The sequence below is a fragment of the Phaeodactylibacter xiamenensis genome, from assembly GCF_000759025.1.
Taxonomy (GTDB): domain Bacteria; phylum Bacteroidota; class Bacteroidia; order Chitinophagales; family Saprospiraceae; genus Phaeodactylibacter; species Phaeodactylibacter xiamenensis.
In genome coordinates, this window is record NZ_JPOS01000018.1 from 404,626 (window position 1) to 430,601 (window position 25,976).

At 53.8% G+C, this 25,976-nt stretch carries 23 protein-coding genes; 5 read left to right on the forward strand and 18 right to left on the reverse strand.

The window, feature by feature from the left end:
* Positions 1–171: 171 nt before the first annotated feature.
* The 4 genes from IX84_RS08370 to IX84_RS31845 form a co-directional block, all read right to left on the reverse strand.
* Positions 172–4,338 carry a DEAD/DEAH box helicase gene (locus IX84_RS08370; RefSeq protein ID WP_052515874.1) on the reverse strand — a complete coding sequence of 1,389 codons (4,167 nt, stop codon included), beginning with the start codon at positions 4,336–4,338 and terminating at the stop codon, positions 172–174.
* Between the two features lie 69 nt (positions 4,339–4,407).
* On the reverse strand, positions 4,408–5,136 hold the full coding sequence (locus IX84_RS08375; protein ID WP_044218594.1) for a hypothetical protein: 729 nt from the start codon (positions 5,134–5,136) through the stop codon (positions 4,408–4,410).
* Complete coding sequence (locus IX84_RS08380; protein WP_044218597.1) at positions 5,133–5,738, reverse strand: RNA polymerase sigma factor; 606 nt, start codon at positions 5,736–5,738, stop codon at positions 5,133–5,135. The genes IX84_RS08375 and IX84_RS08380 overlap by 4 nt, the downstream gene beginning before the upstream one ends.
* A 93-nt stretch (positions 5,739–5,831) precedes the next feature.
* A complete protein-coding gene (locus IX84_RS31845) occupies positions 5,832–6,725 on the reverse strand; it encodes a DUF2202 domain-containing protein (RefSeq protein WP_063978262.1) in 894 nt (297 codons plus the stop codon).
* Positions 6,726–6,914: 189 nt separating this feature from the next.
* On the opposite strand from IX84_RS31845, the gene serA reads away from it, so the two are divergent.
* The 3 genes from serA (at position 6,915) to IX84_RS08400 (ending at position 11,255) form a co-directional block, all read left to right on the forward strand.
* A complete protein-coding gene (gene serA, locus IX84_RS34500) occupies positions 6,915–8,807 on the forward strand; it encodes a phosphoglycerate dehydrogenase (RefSeq protein ID WP_044218600.1) in 1,893 nt (630 codons plus the stop codon).
* A 261-nt stretch (positions 8,808–9,068) separates the two neighbouring features.
* Complete coding sequence (locus tag IX84_RS08395) at positions 9,069–10,547, forward strand: DUF5687 family protein (protein ID WP_044218602.1); 1,479 nt, start codon at positions 9,069–9,071, stop codon at positions 10,545–10,547.
* Positions 10,548–11,255: an ABC transporter ATP-binding protein gene (locus IX84_RS08400; RefSeq protein ID WP_044218605.1), complete on the forward strand. Its 708-nt coding sequence runs from the start codon at positions 10,548–10,550 to the stop codon at positions 11,253–11,255.
* Here IX84_RS08400 and IX84_RS08405 read toward each other — a convergent pair.
* A complete protein-coding gene (locus tag IX84_RS08405; RefSeq protein ID WP_044218608.1) occupies positions 11,252–11,455 on the reverse strand; it encodes a cold-shock protein in 204 nt (67 codons plus the stop codon). The two genes, IX84_RS08400 and IX84_RS08405, sit on opposite strands and share 4 nt — an antisense overlap.
* 42 nt (positions 11,456–11,497) lie before the next feature.
* Here IX84_RS08405 and IX84_RS08410 point away from each other — a divergent pair, with 42 nt between their 5' ends.
* A complete protein-coding gene (locus IX84_RS08410) occupies positions 11,498–12,433 on the forward strand; it encodes a UDP-3-O-(3-hydroxymyristoyl)glucosamine N-acyltransferase (protein ID WP_044218611.1) in 936 nt (311 codons plus the stop codon).
* Position 12,434: 1 nt separating this feature from the next.
* Here IX84_RS08410 and IX84_RS08415 read toward each other — a convergent pair whose 3' ends face one another.
* The 8 genes from IX84_RS08415 to IX84_RS08450 are packed head-to-tail and all read right to left on the reverse strand — an operon-like array spanning position 12,435 to position 21,255.
* Positions 12,435–14,162, reverse strand: a complete 1,728-nt coding sequence (locus tag IX84_RS08415) for a BatD family protein (RefSeq protein ID WP_044218613.1) — start codon at positions 14,160–14,162, stop codon at positions 12,435–12,437.
* 12 nt (positions 14,163–14,174) lie between these two features.
* Positions 14,175–14,828: a BatD family protein gene (locus tag IX84_RS08420; RefSeq protein WP_044218615.1), complete on the reverse strand. Its 654-nt coding sequence runs from the start codon at positions 14,826–14,828 to the stop codon at positions 14,175–14,177.
* Positions 14,829–14,877: 49 nt separating this feature from the next.
* A complete protein-coding gene (locus IX84_RS08425) occupies positions 14,878–15,663 on the reverse strand; it encodes a tetratricopeptide repeat protein (protein ID WP_044218796.1) in 786 nt (261 codons plus the stop codon).
* A 4-nt stretch (positions 15,664–15,667) separates the two neighbouring features.
* Entirely contained in the window at positions 15,668–16,705 is a 1,038-nt protein-coding gene (locus IX84_RS08430; RefSeq protein WP_044218617.1) for a VWA domain-containing protein, read from the reverse strand.
* A 30-nt stretch (positions 16,706–16,735) separates the two neighbouring features.
* Positions 16,736–17,740 (reverse strand): vWA domain-containing protein, encoded by a 1,005-nt coding sequence (locus tag IX84_RS08435; protein WP_044218620.1) that lies wholly within the window; start codon positions 17,738–17,740, stop codon positions 16,736–16,738.
* Complete coding sequence (locus IX84_RS08440; RefSeq protein WP_044218622.1) at positions 17,737–19,368, reverse strand: RDD family protein; 1,632 nt, start codon at positions 19,366–19,368, stop codon at positions 17,737–17,739. Before IX84_RS08440 ends, IX84_RS08435 begins: the two co-directional genes overlap by 4 nt.
* Positions 19,369–19,389: 21 nt before the next feature.
* The gene (locus IX84_RS08445) at positions 19,390–20,256 is read right to left on the reverse strand and encodes a DUF58 domain-containing protein (RefSeq protein WP_044218625.1); all 867 of its coding nucleotides are present in this window, start codon (positions 20,254–20,256) and stop codon (positions 19,390–19,392) included.
* A 3-nt stretch (positions 20,257–20,259) separates the two neighbouring features.
* Positions 20,260–21,255, reverse strand: a complete 996-nt coding sequence (locus IX84_RS08450) for an AAA family ATPase (RefSeq protein WP_044218799.1) — start codon at positions 21,253–21,255, stop codon at positions 20,260–20,262.
* Between the two features lie 171 nt (positions 21,256–21,426).
* Between IX84_RS08450 and IX84_RS08455 the strand changes: the two genes are divergently transcribed.
* Entirely contained in the window at positions 21,427–22,107 is a 681-nt protein-coding gene (locus tag IX84_RS08455; protein ID WP_044218627.1) for a hypothetical protein, read from the forward strand.
* Here the strand turns inward: IX84_RS08455 and IX84_RS08460 are convergent.
* The 5 genes from IX84_RS08460 to IX84_RS30835 all read right to left on the reverse strand — a co-directional run bounded on the left by IX84_RS08460 (position 22,097) and on the right by IX84_RS30835 (position 25,897).
* Positions 22,097–22,507 carry a hypothetical protein gene (locus IX84_RS08460; RefSeq protein ID WP_044218630.1) on the reverse strand — a complete coding sequence of 137 codons (411 nt, stop codon included), beginning with the start codon at positions 22,505–22,507 and terminating at the stop codon, positions 22,097–22,099. The genes IX84_RS08455 and IX84_RS08460 overlap by 11 nt on opposite strands.
* A complete protein-coding gene (locus tag IX84_RS08465) occupies positions 22,504–22,782 on the reverse strand; it encodes a hypothetical protein (protein WP_044218633.1) in 279 nt (92 codons plus the stop codon). Before IX84_RS08465 ends, IX84_RS08460 begins: the two co-directional genes overlap by 4 nt.
* Positions 22,769–23,521, reverse strand: coding sequence for an LPS export ABC transporter ATP-binding protein (gene lptB / locus IX84_RS08470; protein ID WP_044218635.1), 753 nt, complete (start codon positions 23,519–23,521; stop codon positions 22,769–22,771). Before lptB ends, IX84_RS08465 begins: the two co-directional genes overlap by 14 nt.
* Positions 23,522–23,546: 25 nt before the next feature.
* On the reverse strand, positions 23,547–24,284 hold the full coding sequence (locus tag IX84_RS08475) for a porin family protein (RefSeq protein WP_152604963.1): 738 nt from the start codon (positions 24,282–24,284) through the stop codon (positions 23,547–23,549).
* Between the two features lie 134 nt (positions 24,285–24,418).
* On the reverse strand, positions 24,419–25,897 hold the full coding sequence (locus tag IX84_RS30835) for a glucosaminidase domain-containing protein (protein ID WP_052515876.1): 1,479 nt from the start codon (positions 25,895–25,897) through the stop codon (positions 24,419–24,421).
* Positions 25,898–25,976: the final 79 nt, after the last annotated feature.

The following is a 25,976-nucleotide window of genomic DNA, read 5'->3' on the forward strand; positions in this document are numbered from 1 at the left end:
TTACGCTGGGAAGTGGCTTGCGCTTGCCCTGATAAGCTATGCTTCGTCACGGGCCGATGTCACAAATCCAAGATTCCAGACGATGAATGTCTGGATCCAAGACCCGACATTTATCGTTCCCCGTGCTGGCCGTCAGCGCCAGTAGGTGACCACTTCTTATTGCGTATATTTTCAGGCCTCTCCTTTGAGCAAACTCAGCATATCATCCACTGACAGCTTGGCGCTTACATCCGTTCCCGAGAGGAGCTGATCCGCCAGTTCGCGCTTGTTTTGGTGTAGCTGTACGATCTTTTCCTCAATGGTGTCTTCACTGACGAAGCGGTAAACGGTCACCGGGCGCTGCTGCCCCATACGGTGGGCACGGTCGCTTGCCTGATCTTCCACGGCGGGGTTCCACCAGGGATCGAGGTGGAGGACGTAATCGGCTTCCGTAAGGTTGAGGCCTGTGCCCCCGGCCTTAAGGCTGATGAGGAAGAGCTGACCCTCTCCGTTTTGGAACGCCTGCACAGCTTCTTCCCGTTTTTTGCCCGGTGTCTGCCCATCGAGGTATTGATAGGGAATACCCTGTGCCTTGACCCACTGCTCTACGATGCGCAAGTGTTTCACAAACTGGCTAAACACCAACGCTTTATGCCCGCTGTCGAGCAATTCCAGGATGGTCTCTCCCACAAGGTCGAGTTTGGAACTGGGCACCCGGCTGTCGGGCATCACGAGACGGGGATGGCAGGCCGCCTGCCGGAGCTTGGTGAGCTGCGCCAGGATGGCAAACCGTTTGGATGCGCCATCTGCAGCTTCCACAACCTCCAATGCACTGCGGCGTATGGCTTCGTAGAAGGAGTGCTCCGATTCGGTAAGGGAAACCGAGAGGATAATTTCCGTTTTAGCCGGCAGCTCGGTAAGTACGTCCCGCTTGTGGCGGCGCAAAATAAAGGGCTGAATCAACCGCCGGAGCTGTTCCCGGCGCGGCTCGTCTCCCCTGCTGATCGGGTTAGTGAACTTTTCGTTGAAGCGTTTCTGTGAACCCAGTAAGCCGGGGTTGAGAAAGCGGAACAGGTTCCAGAGTTCACCCAGGTGGTTCTCAATAGGCGTACCAGTGGTAGCCAGCCGGAAGTCTGCCCGGAGCTCCATCGCAATTTTTGAGCGCTTGGTGGCGGCATTTTTGATGGCCTGGGCTTCATCCAGGACAAGTGAGCCAAAGGATTTTCGCGTCAGCGCTTCTTCTACAAAAGGCAGCAAGCCGTAGCTAATAATGAGCAAGTCGCCGGGCCCAACCTCGTCGATGAGGTCCACTTCTTTGCTGTTGCCCAGTAGCTTTGGCGTCAGGTCAGGAGCAAAACGCGCGGTCTCCCTTACCCAGTTGCGGGTAACGGAAGCCGGTGCGATGACCAGTCCGGGCCCTTCCTCCTTGCGCGCTGAGAGCATAGCCAGTGCTTGTACGGTCTTACCCAGGCCCATGTCATCAGCCAGGCAGCCGCCGACACCCCATTCCGCCAGCCGCATCATCCACCGGAAACCTTCCTTCTGATAAGCGCGCAGATCGGCCTGAAAAGTATTGGGCACCCGCGGACGGATGCGCTGTGCCTGTTGGATGCGCTGCATGCTTTTAGCCCAGCTCTGATCGGCTTCCAGCTCCGCCAGCTCCCCGGCGAGTTCATCAATGCGGAGCCCGGCCAGTGGGTTGAGCTCGTATTGTTGCCCCCGCATTTGGAGCAAACCGTCCAGTTCGCGAAGGCGCTCCCTGAAAGTTTCGGTAAGGGCGATGAAAGTCCCTTCGCCGAGTTCAACAAATGGGCTGTCGTCTTCGCGGACGTGGTCCAGGAGTTGCTGGAATTGCAGGATTTCTTCTTCGTCCAGCTTCAGGCTGCCATCCACAGCAAACCAGTTGGACTCCTCCTGAATGCGTACCGACAACTGATCGGTATTGGAAATGCCCAGCAGCTTGACCTTTTCCCCCTTAGGGAATTCCATTTTGATGCGGCCGGCTTCCCGAAGAGGGTGTAGCTCAAGAAGGATTTGCAGGCAAGCTCGTGTGTCTTCGATTTGCCATTCGTAGCTCTGAGCAGGTTGCTCTGCCAGCGTAGGGCAAGCTTCAATAACTTCTGCCGCCAGTGCCCGCTCTTTGTCGAGCCGGCGCTCGCAGGCTACCCGTCCTTCTTTTGTACTTAGGATGCGCATAGACAGCCCTTCGCCCGGTTTGAAGTAGTGGGCTTCCTCCTTAAGTGGTTTGACATAAAATTCGAGCTTAAAGCCTTCGCCGAAAGGCAGGAGATGCAGGCAGGGCATGGGGTCACCGGGCACGGATTCCAGCCCCTCCTCCAGCATGGTTTTAGGGGATTGCACCTGTATGCGCCCCTGCAGCTGTTTAGTGATCCGCTCCATCTGTGGGCGGGCTTCTTCCGGCATCAGTGCTCCGCGGCCAATAAGTTTGGCGACCTTCCGCTCTTCGTCATTCAGCTTGTAGATCCGATACCGGGTTGGGGTTTCCTTCTCTGTGACGTAGGTGCCGGATTTGGTTACAGGACGGAAGTTGACGCGCAGTTGGTCGCCTTCTTCTGTGATCAGCAGCTCTGGCTTGGAGCGGACGAGTTCAACCGGGATTTCGTTCTTGCCTTCCAGAAAAACAAAAGGGTGGTTGGTCAGTTGGTACAGGGCGTGGTCGAAGTCCAGGCGAAGGTCGTCGGGCCCATAGTAAAACATGGGGTTGGAACGATTGTCATAAGCGGAGGTAACGGCATCAAGTACGCGTTGGTCTTCCTCGGTCAGGTTATCGACTTTGCCCTCGTAGAGATCGTTGATGGTGACTTTTCGGCCAGCCGACCAGCTGTTGCGCTTGCTGCGCTTTTGCTCTTTGGGCTGCAGTTCCCGTTTTTCGAAATCCACAAACCAGACCAGGCGGGTGCTGCCGGGCGGGTAGTGGTTGTCGCTGGCCCCATTGCTTAGTGCGTCGAGGGAGTTGAGGATGCGCTCCCATGCCGATTGGCGGGGCAGCAATTGTATGAGGTATTGGAAGCCCATTTCATCCTGATAGTAGCGGGCGAGGACTTCCCACTCGCGGCGTTTGGGGTGATCAGGGAAGACAAGGGCAAGAGCGTTGGCCATTTCACCGCACATCCACTTCAGCTCAGCTTGTTCCCATAGTGGAAAAACAGTGTGGAGTTCGTCTGCCATTTGCATATCCAGCTCTGCCCCAATCCAGTAGGCGACCCAAAGCACAAACAGGAGTTCCATAGGGTGGGTGGAAGTGCGGGCGCACTGTTGCAGCCCTTCGATGGCTATGTCTTCATCCTCCAGCAAGAAATGGAAAAAGACCCGCAGCGCATTGAAAATGCCCGGAAGGAAGCTGGATTCCACCTTATGGTTCATCTGTCGCAAGACTTCCAGCCCTTTCATATTTTGATGGCGGCACTGCCAAACCAGGAACATGGCACCCCAGAAGTCATTGTGCAAGGCTTGCCGGGCTTTTGGCGATAGGTTTTTGAAGTGGTCGCCAGCACTTTCGGTATTGCCCTGAAGCAGGGCCTGCATCGCCTGTAAACCGTACCAGTGGTGGGTGCGGTCCAGAAAGGGCAGGGCTTCCGTCAGTTTTTCCCGGCTTATGCCCTGCATGGCCAGATTGGTAGCGTAGTGCATTTCGAAGTAGTCCTCCCGGCGGGGCGTTTCCTTCAGCAGAGCTTTGAGCAGTTTATTGAAATCCTGAGCGGTAGCCCCCTCCCAAAGGTGGGGGTGATGGAAGATGTAATGGCAGGCTTCACCGTGGAAAGGAGCGGGCAGCGCCAGGATGAAGTCGGGGTCAAGCGGCAAAAAATTCGATAAGGTAGCCTTTAAGGTTTGCTCTTTTTGCTGCTCGTCGAAGGTAAAGTTGCTGTTGAGCTGTTCGGCCAGGTGGCTGTAGTCGTAATAGCTCTTTTCGAAGAGCAGCAGGCGGAGTTTCTTGAACTGCCGTTGGAGCTCGGCTTCCTGCATGCGGAAGGAGTAGACCGGGCGGTCGAGGCGTTCTTCCCGCCGCAGCTGACTGATGATGCGGTTGAGGGTTTTCCCGGCATGGAGAAAGAAGTGCCGGGCGGCAACATCCCGCCATTCCCGTTTGGTGTAGGGGTCTTTGTACTCGTAGTCAATGTAGCCGTTTTCCTGCAGCCATCGCAATTGGTTGCGCACGAAGGTATGGGTCACCGTCCGTTGGGATTCGGGGCGGAACCCAGCCTTATCCAGGGCTTTTTCGATGCTGTAGTTAGCCAGGGGGTACCCGTAAATGCTCACCACGCCCAGTACCCAGTAGGTATCATGGGGGAGTTCGCTGATGACTCTTTTTCGCTCTTGATAAGAAAGTTCCTTCGCCACGTGAATTGCTCCTTTTCCAAATTTTGCGCAAAGGTAAGGAGGTTGCGGCAGAAACCAGACAAATAAGAATTATTCCTTTGGGCTCATTTTGGGGCGTGGCCCGTTGAGCGGTTGCCCACCCCAGGGTCGGATGAAGGTCGCTTCAAACCGGGCTGCCCCTGTTTTTTCGCCACTGAGCTTGACTTGCTCACCCGGCTCCAGTTGTATGCGGGGTGGCCAATCTGCGTTGGCGTAGTCAATCGTCCAGGCTTGTCCGTCGAAGTCTTCCACTTGCAGAGCCTCTGGTGTAACGCTGACGATGGTGCCGCCCAGGTAGCCTTCTTCGGGCCGGTTCCAAAGCTGCTCCTTTTTTTCCTGTACGCTTTGATAGAGGTCGACCCGAATAGCAAATGCCTGCTCAAGCTGCTGTGCGCCACCGCTGATGAAAAAAGCGGTGCCCAGTAGTATGCTAAAGGCTGTGCTGTAGCCGGCCAGCCGGGCCAGGGTGAATTTGTAGCCCCGTTCGGAGTAGCGCAGGGTGTACATAGACAGCATCAGGGCCAGGGCCAGGAAGGATATCCATATCAAAGGCAACAGACTGAGTAGCCCTTCGAGCAAGGAATGCCCAAAGTGCTGCAGCAAGCGGAAGTCTACCTGTTGTATAGTGAACAGGATGACCGAAAATGCCAGTGCGCCAATGAGAACGGTGAGCCCAAACCCCGTCCATACCGCCCACTTGAGTGCAGTGTACTGCCATTGGGGGCGCGGCTCTATGTGCCGGGATTTGATCTGTTTCACAAGTTTATGAGCAGTATTCATGGCCTTATTTTTTTCTGGTTAGTTGCGGGAGTGGCACGTGCCGTTTTTTCGAGTGCTTTCCGGGCCCGGTTGAGGCGGGTGGCTACGGTGCCTTCCGGAATTTGCAAAACATCGGAGATGGCTTCGTAGTCGAGTTCTTCAAAGTAACGCAGGAGAATGACTTCCCGGTACTTTTGGGGGAGTTGGCTGACCCAGTGATGGAGCTGTTCGGCTGGGATATTCTTTTCTTCTGTTTCCACCTCGCTGAGAAGGGAGTGCAGCAAGAGGGGCTCTGCGTCTGCCCAGTCTACCGTCCTGTTTTTGCCAAATGAAGTTTGCCTGCGCAGGGCAGAGATAGCTTCGTTATGTACAATTCGGTAGAGCCAGCTGCTTAGCTTCATGCCAGGGTCGTACCCTCTCAGGTTGCGCCAGATTTTTATGAATGCATCCTGCAGGATGTCCTCTGCACCATCCTGGCCTGCTCCGGTAATGCGGCGTACGTACCGCAGTAAAGCCGGCTCATAGCGCTCGTACAGACAGGAAAAGTAGTCGACTTCCCGGAGGGCGCGGTCGACTACTTCCTGGTCGGTGAGTTCGTTGCATTTTTTGCTGGCGATTAGCATGGAGCCTGATTAGTAACAAAGTGGAAAATTAAGCCAACCTCCCGGCTTTCCCAAACGGAAGGCGGGGAGGTTGATGTTATAATTTATGGTTTTTTAGTGGCCGCCTTTGCCATTACCGTTACCGCCGCCGTTATTGCCATTGCCCTGCTGCCCGCCCGTGCCATCACAGGTGCCGCTGCCGTTGCCCTGACCATTGCCATTGCCGCCCTGTTGTTGCCCGGTACCATCACAGGTGCCGCTGCCATTACCGGTTTGAATGCCGCAGATTGCACTCAGGTCGCTGCCGCGCTCGGTCTCGCTGCTGGTGATTTCTTCAAACAATTCGGCGCTGATGTACTGAGGGGCATAGGTGGCACCGATATTGGTGAGGTTCTTCATAAAGCCACGCAGGTGGTTGCGGGAGCCCCGGTTGAGCTCGTTGAATACGGCGATGAGGTCTTCGTTGTCCGCTGCTGCAATTTCCATATTCAGGTCATTGATATCGAGGTCTTCGATGGTTGCACCTACGATAAAAGCGGCTTCCAGGCTTTCGCTGCCCGTCTCTGTGAGCGTGGTATAAAGCGCCTGCAGGTTCTCATTTTGGAACACGCCGGCGGGGTTGCTGCCGACCGGGTCTTGCAGTTCGTATTTTTCGATCAGGCAGAGCACGGAAGCCATATGCCGCTGCTCGGACTGCGCGATATTGGAGAAGATGCGGGTTTTCCACCGGTTGTAGAGGTACAGGTAGACGTCTTGCGCGAGCTTTTCCTCCTCCCGCATAAAAGTCAGGGCCTGCGCTTCAGCTTCAGATAACTCCTCTACCGGGAATTGGTCCTTCAGGCAGGTACATTGGTCCGCAGTTACGTCAGTGGCTGCATCCCGGGTTTCAATAACCGTGAGGTCTTCGGGGGAGGTGCCGGTGACATCGGACTCACACTGGGTGAAGAAGAAGGCCGCACTGATCAAAAGGGTGGATAACATCATGGATTTCAAAATTTGCTTTTTCATGGCTGAATGTTTTTTGTGGTGATTGTTGTTTGAGGCTGTTGTGGGTACTACGCGGCCTTTTGGGTTTTCTTTCACTTTTGGGCAAAAAAAATTATTCGCCACTTACAAATCGTAGACTTAATGAAAAATTAATGCTGAAAGTGAGTAGGATTACGTAATCCTTGCCCGAAGCGTATTAGTTTTGCCCGCATGATTAAGCCGATTAACCTCATTATCGACTTTGACAGCACTTTTACACGGGTAGAAGCGCTGGACGTGCTGGCTGAGATCGTCCTGGAGGGCGACCCCAGGCAAAGCTTTGTGCTGGACAAAATTCAGGACATCACCAATAAGGGCATGGATGGCTCGCTTGATTTTCGGGCTTCTCTGGAGCAGCGGCTGGATTTGCTACAGGCTGACCGGCGTGACATTGAGGAGCTGGCCGAACGCCTTAAAGGGCAGATTTCCCGTTCCTTTCTGCGCAATCAGGAGTACTTTAAATCACTGCGGGAGTCCATCTTCATTGTTTCCAATGGGTTTACGGACTTTATCAAGCCTGTGGTGGCCCACTACGGGCTTAATCCGGACCGCGTTATTGCCAACGAATTTATTTATGATGAGGCCGGCCGAATCATTGATTTTAACAAAGACAACCCCCTGTCCAGAAATGGTGGTAAATCAGAAGTGATTAAGCAGTTGGACCTCAAAGGCGATGTATACGTCATTGGTGACGGAGCCAACGATCTGGAAATCCGCAAGGCCGGATATGCCAATAAATTTTACTTGTTTACAGAAAATGTAGAGCGCGAGAAGGTCATGGCAGAAGCCGACCACATTGCGCCCAATTTAGATGAAATCTTATACGAACTGAAGATGAGCAGATCTCTATCCTATCCGAAAAACCGGATCAAAGTGCTCCTGTTGGAGGGCGTGCATCCGCAAGCTGTAGAGCTATTCGAAAAAGAAGGCTACCAGGTGGAGTACATGACTTCCTCGCTTTCTGAGGACGAACTGTGCGAGAAAATCACGGATGTCAATGTCATTGGTATTCGTTCGAAGACTCATATTACAGAAAAGGTGATCAAAAGTGCCAAGCGCCTGATCAATGTAGCAGCCTTTTGCATCGGTACCAATCAAATCGACCTGGATGCCTGTACCCGGCATGGCGTGGCCGTCTTCAACGCACCCTACAGCAATACGCGCTCGGTGGTGGAACTGGCGATCGCTGAGATCATTATGCTGGTGCGCAACCTGCCGGATAAAGCGCGTGCTATGCACAATGGGAAGTGGGAAAAATCTGCTGCCGGTGCTCAGGAAGTCCGTAGCAAAAAGCTGGGCATCGTGGGTTATGGCAACATCGGTGCGCAACTCTCCGTAGTCGCGGAGGCTATGGGCATGGACGTTTATTACTATGACCTGGAAGAAAAGCTGGCCCTGGGTAATGCTACCAAGTGCGACAGCATGGAAGAACTGCTTGGGCTGGTGGACGTAGTGACTCTTCACGTGGATGGCCGCCCGGAAAACAATAACATCTTCGGTGCGAAGCAATTTGATATGATGAAGGACGGTGCGATCTTCATCAACCTGGCCCGTGGCAAGGTCGTGGACGTGAAAGCGCTTCGGGAGAATATCCTTTCCGGAAAGCTCAAGGGTTGTGCCGTGGATGTTTTTCCCCGCGAGCCCAAGAGCAACGATGAGCCTTTCGAATCCGAGTTGATGGGGCTGCCGAATACCATCCTTACGCCTCACATTGGCGGTTCTACGGCAGAGGCACAGGAAAATATTGGCAGTTTTGTGCCCAATAAGGTCATACAGTACATCAATACCGGCAGCACCGCAGGCAGCGTCAACTTCCCGAACCTGCAGCTGCAGCCCGTGCACCACGCACATCGCCTGCTGCACATCCACCACAACGTGCCCAAGGTACTGGCGCATATCGATCAGATTCTGGCTAAGCATAACATCAATATCCTCAGCCAATACCTCAAGACCAACGAGCAGATTGGCTATGTGATTACGGATGTGGACCGGGCCTACGATGATGACCTGCTGGAAGAACTCAAGCAGATTGAGCCGACAATCTGGTTCCGGGTGCTGTATTAGTGCTCTGTCAAGTATCAAATAACGGGTATAATCTGTGGCATCTTTTTGCCCATTTCTGCGTCACGTCCTCACCTTGGTAGCTTAGGCTAACAGGCTCCGGGCGCTTCTTGAACTGGACAAAAACCTGCTGAAACCTTAATCCATTTTTCATACTTGGCAGAGCACTAGGCATTTGTCGAAATTCCATCCTGAATAATCGGGAAATTGCCAGCAAAACTATCGAAGACCGTATCTTGAGTTGGAAATCAGAACACCCAATTCATGATACGGTCTTTACTGTTACAAAGCTGGCAGGCACAGGTGCGCTCGCCCTTCTGGGAACGTGGCCTTGTAGTCAATATCCTACTGGGGCTCCTGGCGCTCTATCTGCTGGCCAACTTCCTCTTCGCAGGGTACTTCCTGGATGTCATCCTTCAAAACTCCGTTCCCGACGAGCACCCTATCGCTGCGCTGAGCGGTATTTTCTTCTTTACCTGGATCGCCGGGCTGCTCTTTCGTTTCCTGATGCAGAGTTTTCCGGTGATTGATATACAGCCCTATTTACTGTTGCCGGTCAGGCGCAGTAAGCTCTTTCATTACCTGCTGTTCCGCTCGGTGTTCAATGTCATCAACCTCTTTCCGCTGGTCTTCATTTTGCCCTTTACCTTCAAGGTCGTGTCTACGGAATACGGGGCAGTGGCGCAGTTGGCGTGGATTGTGAGTGTGATGTGCCTGGCGCTGTTCAATAACTTCGTGGGCTTTTACCTCAAGCGTCAGTTCAATATGAGCCCATTTGCCATACTGGGCGCTTTCTTGGTGCTGTGTGGCATTGCTTATGCGGACACGCAGGAATGGCTGACGCTGTCAGATGCTTTCGCGAATACTTTTATGGCGATACTTACCAATCCGGTGCTGTCGCTCATCCCGGTTGCTCTGGTGGTGCTGGCTTATCAACTGCCGTTCCGGACCTTGCGCTCCAATGCCTACCTGGATACAGTGGAAGGCCGGAAAGGCCGGGTGGAAAGCACGCAGGGCATTGCGGCCCTGCGCCGGCTGGGCATGGCCGGGCAGTTTGTACAAATGGAGCTGCTGCAAATCGCCCGCAACAAACGGCCGAAAACGATGCTGCTGATGGCGGTGCTCATTCTGTTCTATCCTTTCTTTTCTCTGGAATACCTGGAAAACGGGGAGTCCTTCAGTATGGTGTTTCTGTTCACCCTCATGGCTACTACTTTTCCTATGGCCACATACGGGCAATTCCTCATCGCCTGGGAGAGCAGCTTCTTCAATATGCTGATGGCCCGCCGCGTACCACTGATGGAATACATGAAGGGGAAGTACTACCTTTTTACCCTCTTCAATGTAGCTGCATTTTGTGTGTGCCTGCTGTACGGACTGGCAGATATCCGCATGATTCCGATTGTGGTGGTTTCCTTCCTGGTCAATATGGGGATTACTGCTTATATTATTCTTTTCCTGAGTACCTACAACAGCCGACCGGTGAATCCGGAAAAGAGCGCGTTTATGAACTGGGAAGGCGTAGGGGCATCACAGTTTTTGCTGGTGCTGCCAGCGTTTTTCCTGCCGGTGGTCATTCATTTGCTGTTGCAGTGGATACTGGGCTGGCAATGGGGCCTGGCAGTGCTGGGTATGATTGGCATAGTGGGTATATTGCTCCACCGCCCCATCATGCAAGCCGTTGTCCGGCAACTGAGCCGGCGCAAATATGATTTGATTGACGCTTACAAACAAGAAGTATAAATGATACATCTGGAACAACTCAGCAAAAAATACGGTGACAAAGTCGCCCTGGATATTGAACAACTGGATATCTCCGCCGGCGAGCGCTTCGGATTGGTGGGCAACAACGGTGCAGGTAAAACCACCCTGTTTAGCCTCCTCCTCGACCTCATCCGCCCGACTACGGGCACCGTCTGGTCCAAGGAGACGGCCGTGAGCAACTCCGATGCCTGGAAGGACTACACTGGCGCTTTTATTGACGAAAGCTTCCTGATTGGCTATCAGACGCCGGAGGAGTATTTCAACTTCGTGGGGCAGCTGTACGGCATGAACCCTTCGGATGTGAAGCTCTTCCTGGAGCGTTTCACGGAGTTTTTCAATGGGGAGATACTGGACAGCGGCAAGTACATCCGCAATATGTCCAAGGGCAACAAAAAGAAAATCGGTATCGCGGCGGCCCTCCTGGGCAGCCCCGAGCTCGTTATTCTCGACGAGCCCTTCGCCAACCTCGACCCCAGCTCCCAAATCCGGTTGAAAAACCTCATCCGCGAGTTGCCGCCGGAGCTAACGGTACTAATTTCCAGCCACGATCTGGCGCACGTCACGGAGGTCTGTCAGCGCATTGTACTGCTGGAAGATGGCAAAGTCATCCGCGATATCAAGGATGCGCCTGAACGGACGCTGGAGGAGCTGGAGGCGTACTTTGCAGGAGAGGAGCCGGTAGGCTAACCTTTTTCCGGCACCGGCTGCACCTCATCCGCATAGGTGCCCTGCTTGTTCTCCCGCAGCACAAACCGGACTGCCATGCCACGCTCGACGGGCTGCAGGAGGTTGCGGCGGTGGACATAGAACTCCTCCCGGGTCTCCGGCACCCGGATGTAGCCGTAGCCTTTGTCCTGCAGAAAAAACTGTACCACGCCGGTTATCATAGGTTGGAAATCTTTACTTTTGACAAAAGTAAACAATAGACCATGAAGTTCTCTACGCCCATCCCCGTAACTGAGCTGGCTGAGCGCCTGGGAGCCGAGCTCATCGGCGATCAATCCCTGCAGGCTACCGGCATTAATGAAATCCATCAGGTACAGCCGGGCGACATCACTTTTGTGGATGTACGCAAGTACTTCAGCAAAGCGCTCAACTCTGCCGCTACGATCATTCTGGTCAACGAGCACGCCAAGTGCCCCGAGGGCAAAGCACTGCTGCTATGTGAAAACCCCTTCGAGGCTTACAATCAGCTGGTGCTGTCAGAGCGGCCGGTGCAGCCCATGACTGCGGCCATTAGCGAGACGGCGGAGATCCACCCCACGGCTATCATTGAGCCTAATGTGGTTATCGGGCACCATGTGAAAATTGGGGCGCACACCTTCGTACAGTCCAATGTGACGATCAGCGAGCATACCCATATCGGCGCGCATGTGGAGATTCAGTCCGGCTCCGTCATTGGCTCGGATGCCTTCTACTTTAAGAAAACGGAGGCTGGCTATCAGCCATGGCGCTCCGGTGGCCGGGTCATCATCGAAGACCGGGTGCGGATTGGCGCCGGTTGTACCATCAACAAAGGCGTCTCCGGCGACACCATCATCGGCGAGGGCACCAAGCTCGACTGTCAGGTGCATATCGGGCACGATGTGGTGATCGGCAAGCACTGCCTGTTTGCCGCGCAGGTGGGCATAGGGGGGAATACCAAAGTAGAAGACGAGGTGGTGCTCTACGGGCAGGTCGGCATTGCCCAAAACCTGGTCATTGGCCAAAAGGCGGTCATCCTCGCCAAGTCGGGCGTTTCCAAAAACCTGGAGGGAGAGAAAGTCTACTTTGGCTATCCGGCCAAGGAGGCGCGCATGGCGTACCGGGAGCTGGCAGCGCTGCGGCATTTGCCGGAGTTTTATAGCGAGTACTATAGCAAATAAGCTACACCGCCTTCTCCATACCCGCAATAGCCTGCGTAGCCCGCTCGTAAACGGTTTCCATTTTGCCGGCATCTGCCTGTCCGGCAAACAGTGCCATTTCGCAGTCCTGCACGATGCTCATCACGGTTTCGATTAAGCTTTCGTCCAAATCCAACTCCTGCAGGCGCTGACGCAGGGAGCTTTTGCTCATGGAAGACCGGGGGATTTGCAATTTATCGCCTACGTAGCCCAAGATGGCTTTAGACACTTCATCGTAAAACGCCCGGCTGTCGCCCGCCTTTAGATGAGATTTGGCCAGGCTCAGGCGTTCCTGCGCCACGCCCCGGGCAGCTTGCATCCGCCGCTCATTCGGATCGATATCATCTTGTCTGGCCCGGTGCCTGCGCCATCCCAATAGCCCGCCAAACAGCAATAAAGGTGCTGCCAGCAGCCCCCAGAACAGCGCACTTCCCAAAAAAGGCGTACGGGTTTGAGTCAGCACGGGGCTGAGCATCAGTGGGCCGATGTCTTCGGTTTCGTTCAGGCTTGCTGTTGCCCGGCCCGGCTGTCCGGTACCCTGCTTCACATATAACGAAAAGGACTGATCCGCGAGAGTGACGTATTTTGCACTGTCGGGCGAGAAGTAAGTGAATTTGGGCGTGAACTCGTAATCGCCGGGTACTTTGGGCAGCAGCAGGTATTCAAAAACCTTTTTTCCTTCGATAGACGCATTGAGTTCCAGATTGGTTTCTTCCACAGCTTTGGGCTCATATACCTCGAAGCCTTCCGGCAAGTCTAGCGCGGGCGCTTCCACCCTTTTGATGTCCCCGGAGCCCCGAACGGTAAGGATGAGGGTGAGAGCATCATCAGTGGTTGCGGTTTTGGAGCTTAGGTCGGGGCGGATCTGGTAGTCGCCCACAGCTCCGGTGAAGCTTTCCGGCGCACCGGCGGGCAAGGGCAGTACTTCGATGTTGACGGTCTCGGTAGCCGCCGGATAAGGCCGCACTTCGGGTGTGAAGAAAAAGCTGCGGCTGCGTTTGGCGCCTTCCTTGACCACGCCCAGTTGAACATTCATAGGCTCGATGGTCAGCTGCCCGGTCTGCTGTGGGAAGAGGGCAATGCGTTTGAGTACTTTCGTGGTGTACTGCACGCCATTAATGACTTCCCGCATTACCCTTCCGTTGAAGCGGCGCACGTCCTGGGCGAAAAAGCCCTGGTAGCCGGACTCTTCCAAGATGTTGAAGCTTTCCACATCAAGCGTGGTATAGAGCTTGTAATCCAGCAGAATTTGCTGGCCCACGTAGGCGGTTTCGGTAGAAGGCTCTGCGCGGATGAAGACCTGTTCTGCTGCTCCGGGCTCGCCCTTTCGCCCCTTTACGACCTCTATTGTCAGCGGCTTGGTCTGTAGGGTGGTGCGGTTCACTTTTATGCTCGCACTGCCAATAGTGAACGTACCGGTGCGCCTTGGCTTCAGGGTGTAAGAATAGGCCTGTGTGCGGCTTACCTGTCCGTTGATCATGGAGGTGCTGACCGCCTGGCTCGGTCCGGAAACCACCAGGAAGTTTTCAAAAGACGGAGGTGAAAACTGCCCGCCCTGCGCATTGGAAAGCGTGAAGGTGACCTCAAAATAGCTGTTTTCCAATACGCGGCGGGCATCGGCAGTGGCCTCAAATGTAGTTTGTGCGCTCAGGGCACCTGTTGACAGGAGTATCGCTAAACACGCGGTAACATACATTCGGATCATAGCCATGGCAGATATGATTTACAATTTAAAAGTTTTACGCTTCTTGCCCGGCTGGCCTTCCTGCTCGCCTTCCGGCAGTTCGTAAGGCTGCAACTGATGAAATTCGCGCATCAGGCTGTCGAGGTTGAAGGAGTCGCCGAAGCCCGGCATCATGAAATCTTCCATGTTGAAGTTTTCAAAGCCAGGGAAATCAAAGTTTCCAAAGCTGCGCATGTCAAATTGCTCAAAGCCCGGCATACTGAACTGCAGCATCGGCTGCTGCCCGGGGGCGGGCCCTTGCTTAATGCCATCCGGGTTAGAGACGACCGTGATTTCGAGTGGGGCCGTCTCCAGATACTGATCACCTACCTTGATGCTGGCCGGCTCGATGTAGTAGTTGCCAATATCCTCGGGCATCAGATGGAAAGTGTAAGTGAGCCGCTGTGTGGTACGGCCGTTGACGATGCTCATGCTGGAGGCGTAATTGGGCCCGCTCACTACGCTAAAGCCATTGAAGTAGGGCGCCTGGAAGTCCTGCCCCTGTCCGTTTTCGAGAATGAAGCGGACCTGCAGCATATTGCCCATGAGCAGAGAATCGGTGTTGACTTCAACGGTGAAGCGCACCTCACTTTGCTGAGCGCGGAGCATGGAAAGGCTCAGCAATGCCAATGTAACAAAGAGTACCTTTTTCATGATTCCAATAGTTTTATTTACAATGACAACGTTTCCGGCCAAAGGGTTGTTACCAGTCCTTTTCCTTTTTCACGGGTTGCCCCTTTTCGGCTTTGCGCAGCTTTTCTAGTACCTGTAGTTCTTCTTCCTCTATGATGCGCAGCAGGCGGCGGGCTTCTTCTTCAGAGAGTTCCCGTTTCTCCATATTCTTTTGCTGGTCGCTTTCGCCCTGTTGTTGCTCGGCGGCTTGCTGTTCGCTCGGGTTTTGGTCTTCGCCTTCCGATTGTTGTTCCTGCTGTTGGCTTTGTTGCTGCTGCTCGTCCTGATTCTGCTGCTGATTGTTCTGTTGTTGTTGTTGCTGCTGTTCCTGTTGTTTCTGTTGTTCCTGGTCCTCGTTCTGCTCGTCGTTTTGCTGTTGCTGCTGTTGTTGCATCTTCAGCTGCCGCTGCGCCTGAGCGAGGTTGTACTGTGTGGACCGGTCGCCGGGGCGCTCCCGGAGTGCGTTTTTAAAGGCTTCCACGCTTTTTTCGTATTCCTGGGCCTCAAAGTGCGCGTTGCCCATGTTGTGGTAGGCCTGCGCCCGTACCTCGGCATTGTCGGCATTTTCGATCACATGCTCATAGCGCCGTACTGCCTCGTCGTACCGTCCCTGTTGGTAGATGGCATTGCCGAGATTGTAATGTCCACGGGCGGTGCTGTTGGCTTCCAGAGACTTCCGGTAAGCTTCCTCCGCGTCGGCATAGGCTTCTTCCTTGTAGGCCTCATTGCCTTCGCGCAGCAGCCGGTGCACCGACTGCGCAGACAGGGTGGCTTGCGCCAAAAAGAGCCCCGGAATTATTGCAATAAGCCATTTCATGGTGCTACGCATTTTCTCCAAATAAATTTTGATTTCTGCCTTTGCCGCTGCTCCGGTACGGCATCAGGAATTCCAACACGAGCAGCAGTATAGCGATGCCGACAAACCACTGAAAAGAACTTTCAAACTCCGAGAAACTGCGCTGCTCAAAGGCGCGCTTTTCCATCTTGTCAATGCGTTCCTTCAGGGCATTGACTACGGCGTCGCTTCCCGCAGAGAGGTTGAAATAATTGCCATTGCCGACTTTGGCGATGTCCCGGAGGACCGCTTCATTAAGGCGGGAGCGTACCGGGTTGCCCTGTTGGTCGCGCTTATACATCTCCCGCCCATTTTCCCGGATGGTAATAAAGCTCCCTTCAGTCGTGCCTACTCCCACGGTGTAGAGAATGAGCCCTTCCTCTGCAGCAGCTTCGGCAGCAGCCAGGGCTTCCTCTTCGTGGTTTTCGCCATCTGTAATGATAATTAACGCCTTGTGGCTCTTGTTGTTGTCTTCGAAAGACTCTCCCGCCAGCTCAATGGCTTCCGCAATAGCGGTGCCCTGATTGCCAATCATATCGGGGCTGGCCGACCGCAGGGATAGCTGAATGGCGTTGTAGTCGGTGGTAATTGGTGATTGCAGGAAGGCGCTCCCGGCAAAGACGACCATGCCAAGGCGTTCGGCCCTCAGCCCTTCCACCAGTTCCTGCCCAAAGCGCCGTGCCCGCTCCAACCGGCTGGGAGTAATGTCGGTGGCGAGCATGCTCTGGGAGAGGTCAAAGGCAATGATAATATCGACACTCTTGCGCTTGTACTTTTGCAGTTTGGCCCCGTACTGAGGATTGGCCCAGCCGACGACGAGCAGGGCTACAGCGAGCATCAGCAGCCCGAATTTCAGGTACTGCCGGTAGCGGGAGACCTGTGGCATGAGCTGCTCCATAAGGCTGTGGTTGCCAAAACGCCCGATGGCCCGCTTCCTGGCCGTCCATGCCGCCCAAAAAAACAGGCCCAGCAGCGGTAGCAGCAGCAGTGCGTATAAATGTTCGGGATGTTCGAGTTGTAGCATGCCTTGGTTGTTTTGCCAAAAAAATGGGCTTTACGGGATCGTGCGCAGTACGGTATACCGCAGCAGGGCTTCCATCAGCAGTATAACGAGCCCCCAAAAAACGAAGGGGTGGAAAGCCTCGTTGTAGCGCTTGATCACCGTCACTTCAATTTCGCTTTTCTCCAGTTGGTCAATCTGAGCGTAAATCTGCTGCAGGCTTTCCGCAGAAGTAGCCCGGAAATAAGCGCCCTGTGTCATTTCTGCAATATCCCGCAGCAGGGCTTCGTCAATTTCCACCCTGGCCCGCCCAAAAATGTAGCGACCATCGCTGCGGCGGCTGATGGGGGTCAGGGCGTCGCCGGTGGAGCCCACGCCAATGGTATAGACTTTGATGCCGAGTTTCTGGGCGATTTGGGCGGCCATTTCTGGTTGTATGTACCCTGCGTTATTGACGCCATCGGTTAGAAGGATAGCGATTTTACTCTTGGCTTCGCTGCTTTCCAGGTGGCGCACGGCCGTAGCTAGCCCCATGCCAATAGCTGTACCGTCCTGCAACTCTCCGCATTCCAGTTCACCCAAAAAGCCTTTCAGGATGCGGTGGTCAACGGTAAGGGGGCATTTGGTGAAGGCCTCGCCGGCAAAAATGGCCAGCCCGATCCTGTCGTACGGGCGCTTATCAACGAAGTCGCTGGCCACCGCTTTGCTGACTTCCAGGCGGTTGGGCTCGAAATCTTGCGCGAGCATACTGCTGGAGAGGTCGATGGCAAGCATAATGTCCACGCCCTCTGCATTCACCTCCTCCTCTTTCAGGACTTCCTGGGGCCGGGCCATGGCGATCACAAGCGACGCAAAAGCCAGCGCTCTGAATACCGGCAGCAGCCCTCTCAATCTGCCCCGCCACGACTGCATGCCCTGCACACTCGCCAGGCTGGGCATACGCAGCGTTGCATAGTGCTGCCGGCGCTTGCGCAAATAGTGCCAGCCTACTGCAGGCAACAGCAGCAAGAGGAGGAAAAACTCCGGATTGACAAATTCTATGTTGGGGCTGAATATCATGCGTTCAGATCATTGTCTAGTAGAGTGTCTTTGCTCCAGTTTATATCTGGCTTTCGAATGACATAGGTGCCAGCCATACGGTCGTGCAACGTTTGCCTGCCTTGCTTGTCGAAGAAATAAGGCAGATAGCCTAGCCAAAATGTAGCTTCGGATATGAGTTTACCAATGAAGCGGATTGATGCTGTCTTAAGGCTTGGGTATTGCTCTTGCTTATCCACTACCCGTATTCCCAGGATCAATTTTCCCATAGTGCCTCCAAATCGATGTTCCATATAAGCGTAGCACAGCCAAAAGAAGACTATCGAAAAAACGATGAATGTAGGTAAGAACCAATTATTATCGGTTTCGAGCTCAGCTGCTGAGACTAACTCCCCAATCCCGAATGAAATAGCAAGATAGAGCAGCGGAATTAAATTAATGTCAATGAGGCGTGCAAAGAAACGTGGCCAGAATCGGGCGAGGTCTAAACGTGGGGCAATAGAACCGGTGCTGGGTTTGCTGCTTTTGCCCTTCAGGCTGCCTGTCGCTATACGTTCTGTTGCAGTAGTCTTGTTAGACAGCGTATATAATGCTTGGCGAGTGCCTTCCAATACGACTCGCTCCATTGGAGCTTGATTTGTGTATGTTCCTTCTTGTTTTTCCTGTTGTTTACGGTGTATTGTAACGCTGTTATTCGGATAAAAGCGGAGGAATAATTGTTCATCCTTTGTTTGTTGGATCACTTCCCGTATTTGCTGGAGGGCATCCCGATGGAATTGCTCAGACGGTATTGCTTTCGCAAATTTGACCAAATCGACCTTTTGCAATAGCTCATTCAGCTTTGGCAATAGCTCATGTGGAAAAGCCTGTTCACGTAAGCTCTGGACAATTTGTGGACTTGTCTTTTCTCGGGTGTGGAGGTCATACAAGCAGTCAAGATAGAAACGGAGCAGGTGGTTCAACTCTATCTGAAAGCCATGCTCGTTACCATTAGCCCAAGATTCTGATTGCTCTAAGCGTTGGAGCTCTTCCTCCATATACACACGTAAGGCTACCTCTCTCTCAGGTGACAATGGAGCCGGTCTACCTTTTTTTCCCCGGCTTATCCAATAGAAAATCAGCGCTATAATGATGATTGCCACAAGCCCCACCAATATGTAAGGTAAGAAGTCCCTGAAGCCCAGTGGTTCTTCAATAATATCCTTGATCGGCATCAGGCGGGTGGTGTCGCTGGCCACATCCATGGTGCGGATTAGAATGGATGCGTTGTCGCTTTGTATTTGTTCCTGTTGACCGTTCGTGGTGTAGGTCAGGGTGACGGGGGGGATGGTGTAGCGGCCTTCTTCCCAGAAGATTAGCTTCAGGTCCAGGGTACTGATGGAGCTGTTGCCTTCGCCTGCTTTATCGAGGCGTTTGGCGTCGAGGACTTCCATGTTGTCCTGATTTTCCAATGCCCGGTAGTCGAAGGCATCAATCGTGGTACCGGCTTCGGCCACCGCTACAATCTGCAAGGGAACAGCTTCGCCAAACAGGGCGGTTTCCTGTTCGAGGACCACCAAAATGCTGGGTTGAGCCCAAGCCGAAGCAGACCAGCCCAGGAGCAGGAGGGTCAAAAGGGGCAGCCAGTGATTTCGGTGTCGGTTGATCATAAATTACCCTGCGTTTTTTGATCAGGAGCGCTGTTGGAAAAACTGGTGCAGCGCATCCACGTATGATTCGTTGGTTCGGATATTGACCACTGAAGCCCCGCTTTTCCGGAACGTCTGGGTGAAGTAGTTCAGGTGGTTTTGGTGCCAGCGGGCGTACTCCTCCCTTAGCCGTTGGGAAGAGGTGTCAATCCAGCGTATGGCTCCGCTTTCGGCGTCCTGTGCCCGGATCAGCCCCACATTCGGCAGGTTTTCCTCCCGGGGGTCGATGATATTCACACCAATCACATCGTGGCGGCGGGCAGCCACCCGCAGTGCCTGTTCGTACTCCATCGACAGGAAGTCGGAAATAATGAAGCAGATGCTCCGCTTTTTGACCAGGTTGTTGAAGTACTCCAGGGTAGCGCCAATTTCCGTGCCTTTGCCTTTAGGCTCGAAATTGATGAGCTCCCGGATAATGCGCAGGATGTGCTGCTTACCTTTTTTGGGCGGAATAAACAACTCTACTTCATTGGCGAAGAAGGCCACGCCCACTTTATCGTTGTTGTTGATGGCGGAAAAGGCCAGCACGGCGCAAATTTCCGTGATGATTTCGTTTTTGAGCTGATTGACGGTGCCGAAGAAGGAGGAAGGGCTCATATCGATCAGCAGCATCACGGTCAGTTCCCGCTCTTCCTCAAAGATTTTGACGTGAGGGGTGCCGGTGCGTGCGGTTACGTTCCAGTCGATATTGCGGACATCGTCCCCGTATTGGTAGTCTCGAACCTCACTGAAAGACATGCCCCGCCCCTTGAAAGCTGAGTGGTACTCTCCGGAAAAGAGATGCCGGCTCAGCCCCCGGGTCTTGATTTCAATCTTGCGGACTTTCTTCAGCAGTTCGCTGGTTTCCATGATTTAGGGTACTTCTACGGTATCGAGAATTTTGTTGATCAGGTCCTCCTGTGTGATGTTTTCAGCCTCCGCTTCGTAAGTCAGTCCCAAACGGTGGCGCATGACGTCCAGGCATACATTGCGCACATCCTCAGGGATAACGTAGCCCCGGCGGTTGAGAAAAGCCTGGGCTTTGGCAGCCAGAGCCAGGTTGATGCTTGCCCGGGGCGAGCCTCCGTAGCTGATCAGGGGCTTCAGCCGGCCCAGCTGATAGCTGTCGGGCTCACGGGTGGCGAAAACGATATCGAGAATGTAGCGCTCGATTTTCTCATCCATGTAAATCTTGCGCACAGATTGCCGCGCCTTCAGTATTTCCTCCGGCTTTACGACCGGGCTGACTTTGCCGAAGGTGTCGCTGCCCAGTACCCGACGGATGATCTCGCGTTCCTCCTCCTTGTTGGGGTAGGAAATCTTCACCTTGAGCATGAAACGGTCGACCTGCGCCTCGGGCAGGGGGTACGTCCCTTCCTGTTCGATGGGGTTTTGGGTGGCCAGTACGAGAAAAGGCTCCTCCAGGCTGAAGGTCTGATTGCCGATCGTGACCTGCCGTTCCTGCATGGCTTCGAGCAGGGCACTCTGTACTTTGGCAGGCGCCCGGTTGATCTCGTCAGCCAGCACAAAATTGGCAAAGACCGGGCCTTTACGCACGGTGAACTCATTTTGCTGCGGATTGTAAATCATGGTACCGATGATATCGGCCGGCAGCAGGTCGGGCGTAAACTGAATACGGCTGAACCGGGCATCAATAGCCTGAGAAAGGGTCTTAATCGCCAGCGTTTTGGCCAGCCCCGGCAAGCCTTCCAGGAGGACATGCCCTTTGGTGAGCAGCCCCAGGAGCAGGCGGTTCAGCATATGCTTCTGCCCCACGATTACCTGCGCGGTTTCCTGGTTCAGGCGGTCTACAAAAGCGCTGTCCAGGTAAATTTGCTGATTGAGGGCTTCAATGTCTACTGATTGCATGGTCATTTCGTTGTTCAGGTCTGCAAAGTTGCTAATTTTTTCACACAATTGGGCAGGGTGTTCGGGTCCTTGCCCTAAATTCGCAACATCAGCCACTTAATACAATTACTTAAGCGAAAAGGCTCAATTTTGTCCGGCAAATAATACTTTTTTAACATTAAACATTCCACTATGCTTTCCAGATTGACGCTACTGCTTGCACTTTTGGCTTTTGGCATCGTTGCGTACGCTCAGGATACCACAGCCGTTCCTGTAAGTGCTCCGGTTGCGGCTATCAAAGACTTGCGCAACGGCACCCTGATCATCCGCCTGCCGTCCAATCAGCGCAAAATGACAGCTCTGCAGGATGCGCTGGAAAATGATGACAATACGAACCGGCGGGCCAAATGGCTGGAAAAAGAACTGGCGGCCACCCGGGAAGAGACCCGGACTTTCAACAATAACATGTACCGGGCATTCCGGGAGTCGTATGATTTTTCGGACATTCGGTTCACCTACGATTACTTCACGCCTGAGCTTAAAGCCGGTAATTTTCAGGGGCACCTGCTGAATGCAGACCTGGAGCCGGACGCGAGCATTACGCTGGCGCAAAAACCGGCATTCATCCTCAGCTTTGGCAGGACCAACAAGGACTACTCCGACGGGGTGGAAGCGATGGTTATACTGGGCGAGCAACTGAAAAGCCCGCCTCCGCCTTTTCCCTACTATCAGCGTTTGAATGACTTTCAGAAATTCTGGGGCAGTATTTTTCCACGGGAAGATCAGGATGAGTTTGATGCACTGCGCCTTGTGGGCAAGCTGAATGAAAAGCTATACAAATACTTTTACCGGAACGCGGGCCCTACTGATTGAGAGGCGCCCCGATGGTATCAGGCTGCAGGGAGTCCCGCTGCAGTGAATCCAGCCTCAGGAGCTTGAGGATACTGTCTTCTGAGAGCAGTGGGGCGACCTTCAATAGGGAGTCGCGCAGTTTTTTGGCAGCGGGCCGCTCCGGGCGGGTGGGCCGCGGAGGTTTGGAAGCGGTATCCCGGTTGAGGCGGGCCTGCAGTAACAAGATAGAATCCGCGAGGGAGCTGGCTTCCTTAACGGCATCCTGATAACAGCGTTGGGTTCGGTTGCCCCGGTAAGTGGCGACGCGCTGAGTGACCTCTTCCTGAATCATCTTTTCTACGGCAATTCGGTTGCGGTTGTCCTCGCCACAGGAGGAGGCCAGGAAGGCAATTAGGGCGAGGAGAATGGAAAGTCTGCTCATTGCTGTTGCTGTTTTCGCATGATGCGCTCGCGAAGGGTCTGCTCTTCCTGTTGCCGCAACTCAATGATGGAATCCAGCGCCTGCTCAATCAAGTTGTCCTTATTTGCCGTACACAGGCTGTCCAGTACGGGGACAAGGCTGTCAATCTGCTTTTTGGCGAGGCTGTCAATACGGATGCGCTCACTGGAAGTCAGCCGGATGCCCGTTTCCTGAGACTCGCAGGACGGCCATAGCAAAACGCCCAACAGTAGGAAGACCAGGTTAGCGTTCTTCATTGAGGTCGATGACTTTTCTTCGGAGTTCAAAGTTTTTACCGAGGTAGACCTTACGGACCATCTCATCGGCAGCGAGTTCTTCAGCTGTGCCGGCCTTGAGGATATTCCCCTCAAACATGAGGTAGGCCCGGTCGGTAATGGAGAGGGTTTCCTGCACATTGTGGTCGGTGATGAGAATGCCGATGTTCTTGGTCTTCAGCTTGGCTACGATGTACTGAATGTCCTCCACGGCGATGGGGTCAATACCGGCAAAAGGCTCATCCAGCAGGATAAACTTAGGATCGGTAGCGAGGGCACGGGCTATTTCGGTACGGCGGCGTTCACCGCCAGAAAGAGTGTCCCCCCGGCTTTTGCGGACCTTCTCCAGGCCAAACTCACTGATCAGGCTTTCCAGGCGTTCCTTTTGCTCTGCTTTGGGGTAGGGCATCATTTCCAGTACGGCGGCGATATTGTCTTCCACACTAAGTTTGCGGAAAACGGAAGGCTCCTGCGGGAGGTAGCCGATGCCCCGCTGTGCCCGTTTGTACATGGGCAGGTCTGTGATGTTGTCCCCCTCCAGGAAAACCTGTCCGACATTAGGCTTAATGAAACCCACCACCATGTAAAACGTGGTCGTCTTCCCGGCACCATTGGGCCCCAGCAGCCCGACAATTTCCCCCTGATTGACTTCCAGGGAAACGCCCTTGACTACTTTCCGCTTACCGTAAATTTTTTCCAGCCCGTCGCTTCTAAGTCGCATGTGTATGGTTGAATGGAAGAATCTGTTAGTCGATATAAATGACCTCACGAAGGAAGCGAAACCCAAGGCTCACTTCAAAGGCTATATTTCGGATTTGCCGCTCCGGTATCGTAGTTTGGTTGCCGGTGAAGGGGTCAGTTACATTCCCGATTTCCGGCTGCTCGTATTGGAACGAAAAGTCTGGGTGAAGGTTGAGCTCCAGAGACATGCCAACAAAATCGCCCAGGCTATACTCCATTCCGCCACCAATGGTCACACCATAGTTGAATTCCCGGATGTAGGTGGGGTCATTAACCGGAAGTGTAGAAAAGAAGAAATTGTTAATCTCATCAAATTCATTCAGGTTGGTATCAAAGGTATAATCTGCCCGTACCCCGATGGAGTAGAAAAAACGGCTTTCCCCCCTGCCGATGTCAAACTTTTGCTTGGCGCCCAGCACCAGAGAAGCATTGTGGAAAATGAAGCGCTCCGGTGGCACGCGGGTGAGCTGCCCGTTGAGGACGTTATTGAAAAAGCGGTTCCGCAGGGCACTGCCCTTTGGGTGGTAGCCCAGAGAAGCAAAGAGCGAGAAGGCATTGCTTTCCGGCACATCTTCAATAAAAAAATCGCCCTGAGGCAAAAACAGGGCATTGGTGTTAATGGCGTCCCACTGTTGGGTAGCCAGGGTGAACCCTCCCTTGATGCCGTATACGGTGCCCTGGGCTTGTAGTCCTGCCACGCTCAGCGCGGCGATTATCATCATGAGTATCCGTTGCTTCATCATTCCAGTTTTGTGCAAAGGTCTTGAATTATTACGAAATATACTGACGATTAAGTGGTTTGCCACAGCAAACCACTTTGTTAAGCGTATAACCGGAGCGCCATACAGGAAATAGGGCTCCGGTCACTTGCATTGCCTTACCGCACCTTCAGCTGCTGACCAATGAATATGGTATTGCTGGTCAGCCCGTTCAGTGCTTTGAGCTGGTCAACTGTCAGATTGTAGCGGCGGCTGATGTTGAAGAGCGTATCCCCCTTCACAACAGTATGCAAGCTATTGGAAGGCTGTACGGGGCGTGGATCGGGCTGAGGCGGATTGGGCGCCGGATCATCATCTGAGTTGAACCAGTCATCCCTGTCAAACCCATTATCGGTATCTGGCTGGCTGGGCCGGTCATTCCAGGTCGGACGGTTATCGGGCCTGGGGTCAGGGCGGTTGCCCGGTGGCGGGGTGATGGGGTCCAGAAAGTCATCATCAAAGTCGAAGTCACTATCGGGCTCAAAGATTTCATCTTCGATTACGATAGGATTAACTGGGCCTTCGTCAATGGATGGTGGCTCAGGTTCCGGGAAGTCCATCACGTCGTCGCGGTCGGGCACCGAGGATGGCGCTTCCACTTCCCGGCCCAATTTGGGAGGATCGCCTACATTCCAGCCCCGTATCTTCAGGCGCTCGCCAACGGCTGCCATCTGACCTTTTTCCAACTGATTACGCCGGTACAGGCGGTCGAGGTCGATACCGTAGATTTGGGAAATGCTGAACATGGTTTCGCCCTTTTTCACATAATGCCACTGCCGCTGCCCCCTGAAGCTGTTACGCTTGGACTGCAGGTAGATGACCGTGCCCTGCTCCAGTTGGCGGTTACGGCTGTATTGGTTGTTGTTGTAGCGCACGAGGTCGGTGAGGTCGGAGTCGGTACGAAGAGCAATTTCCTGCAGGGTCTCACCGGACATGCTCAACACGTACTGCACATCGTTGTTGGTAAAGACCTGCCCGGCCACCACTGTGTTAGGAGCATCGGTCCCGTCGCCGCCCAGTTGTGGCACACCCGTCTCACCGCCCGCGATAATACCGGTGGAGGTCATGCGGTCGTAGCGGTGCAGCTCATAACGCTCAATAATATCGATAAGCTTGCTGGCGTAGGTCGCGCTGGTGGCGTAGCCGGCCTGCTTGAGCCCTCGTGCCCAGGCTTTATAGTCGGTGGGGTCCAGCCGGAAAAGAAACCCATAGCGGAATTGCTTATTCGGGTCGCGCAGGAATTCGGAATGCGCCCGGTAGCTGGCATCGGGGTTTTTATAGCTGCGGAAGCAGGATTCGATCAGCTCCCCCCGGTCGTTGACATCATCGTCTTTCTTGTAGTATGTCCGGCCATTCCAGCCACTGCCACATTTAATGCCAAAGTGGTTGTTGGCACGCCGGGCCAGGTCGCTTGTACCTGCACCAGACTCCAGGAGCCCCTGCGCCAGTTTGATGCTTGCCGGGATGCCGGTCCGCTCCATTTCCAGAATGGCAATTTCCTTGAAACGCTCCAGGTATTCCTGATGCGTATTCCCTTGTGCCTGCAGGCAAAAGGCCAGGCTCAGGGAGAAGAGGAGAAAAAATGATGATCGGTTCATAGCCAAATTGTTTTGGGGTAAAGGTTGTGTTGTAAACGCGAAAGTCGCCGGTAACGTCTAAAAGATAGGGCTAATTATC